General features: G+C 58.2%; 2 protein-coding genes and 1 pseudogene. All 3 read right to left on the bottom strand.

The features are described 5' to 3' along the window. Positions 1-1,082 (bottom strand): IS4 family transposase (locus tag INF35_RS13620; RefSeq protein ID WP_193503375.1); only part of this gene is annotated, 1,082 nt, incomplete at its 3' end. 110 nt (positions 1,083-1,192) lie between these two features. Continuing rightward, positions 1,193-1,537 (bottom strand): annotated as a pseudogene (locus INF35_RS13615) (reverse transcriptase domain-containing protein); the annotation flags it as partial. Between the two features lie 58 nt (positions 1,538-1,595). After that, positions 1,596-1,857: transposase (locus INF35_RS13610; RefSeq protein WP_193503373.1), on the bottom strand; the 262-nt coding region annotated here is incomplete at its 5' end.

Genomic DNA, 1,857 nt, shown 5'->3' with positions numbered 1-1,857 from the left:
AAACGCCACACGGAGAGAACGTTCCGATGACGGATCGTGTTGCTCTGGTAGCGTCGCTGTTGCCCGCTGTCTCGGACTTGAAGACCGGCAACCATCACCACGACATTGGCCAGCATCGCGATCAGCAGCAGGATTTCGATCCGCTTGCCTTGGCGAGACTGATGCATGCCGAAGCCCAGCCCGAACTGGGGACTCTTGACGTCGCGGAAGCCCTCTTCAATCTGCATGCGCTGCCGGTAAATGGCCACCAACTTGTCCGCCAGCGTTGAGCGCGCCGGTAGGTTACTGACCAGCACCCAAGGCTCCTTCTGGCGCTGGGCAATCGCCCGGCTGCGGCTGTCCTGGGAGACCTGTCCGCGCTTGTTGCGATGCTTGCGCCCCTGCGGCGGCCGATGGTAGAGCACCATGCGGGTGGTCAGTGGATTGCTCTCAGCAATTTGCACGGAACCCAGCGCCCGCGGTACCGATGTCGCTTGCGGAAACAGGTCTGACACAGGTTGCCACGCCTGCCCTGGCAGCTGGCAGCGAACCGGGCTACGCACCCGGCCGACGTAGTACCAACCACGTGCCTCAACCGCCTCGAACCAGGGATTACGAAAGCCCGCATCGGTGACCAAGATCGGCGTGGCGTTGTCAGGCAGTATCTCGGCCAGAGCGGCCAACAAGTATGCCTCACAGTGTTGGCAGCCATCCTTGTGGTGGACTTTCTCGAAGATTGGCAGCGAGCGCCCGGCAAAGGGCACCGCGGCGCGCAGCAAGAACCGTTTGCCACGGTCATCAATCGGCGACCAGTCCACCAGAATCAGCGGGCGGGTCATGTGGCCAATCAGCAGGCTGGCCACGAGCCAATAGAACAGGGGACGCTCCTGATGCAGGTGAGGGTTGCCCAGCAACCGATCGACTCGCTTGATGGTGTGCTTGGTAGCCACTGGCCCTGGCAAGGCACGCCCCAGGGCGGTCAAGCCCAGGCGGCGCTCGCCCAGCAGGGCACCCACCGTGTCGAGCAGCGCCTGCAGGCGCTTGGCATGGACCAGGGGGAGTGATGAGGTCAGCAGAGTATGTAAGAATCGAGGGGCCTGCATGGGTCTCCTTAGGCATATTGTTGGTTTGGCGATTAACAACATGCCGACCCATGCAGGCCTTTTCAATCATATCATCCTGATTTTCTTATCTATTTCGTGGGGATCCGTCAGAGTTTGAGTCGTGTTTCGAGAAAGGCGGTCACGTTGTCCTTGACTCGGTGGCCCGCTCGACGGCTTTGGACGTAGATCTGGCAGTCATCGGCATATCGGCAGAACCGGTGGCCTCTGGCATCCAGTTTCTTGTCCAGATCGTCAAGTAGGATATTACTAAGCAACGGACTCAAGGGCGATCCTTGCGGTGTGCCTTTCTCTCGCTGACTAACGAACCCCCCCATCATCATTCCGGCCTGAAGGTAGCGACGGATCACACCAAGCAAACGCTTGTCGTGAATACGTTTTGCTAGCCTGGCCATCAAAAGATCGTGGTTGACCTGGTCAAAGAATTTCTCCAAATCGGGTATACGGATTTAATGGTTGATGGGGCACCTTCACCCCATCAATCTGATACCACCCTCAGATGGTTGATAGATCGACTCCGTAGTTGAGTTCCTCTGCGAAGTCCGGCAGTCCGTAACCGATGGTTTTCTTATAGAACGGAGAGACCTTCGCAGTCGGGGCCTTCTTCTTGTGCTTCGTGGTGTAGAGCATTCGTGCCCGCATCACCTCGAACGAGTAACCACGTCCTTCACGGTTCTTGTCCTTAGCCAGTCGGTTGATGGACTCCGTGTAGGCGTTGGTGACGGGCATGTCCGTCTCGAAGTAGGTCATGATCTCT

This window comes from Gemmiger gallinarum, from assembly GCF_014982805.1.
Lineage (GTDB): Bacteria > Bacillota > Clostridia > Oscillospirales > Ruminococcaceae > Gemmiger > Gemmiger gallinarum.
Note: the sequence above shows the minus strand (reverse complement) of the source record. Positions and strands in the feature narration are given on the sequence as shown.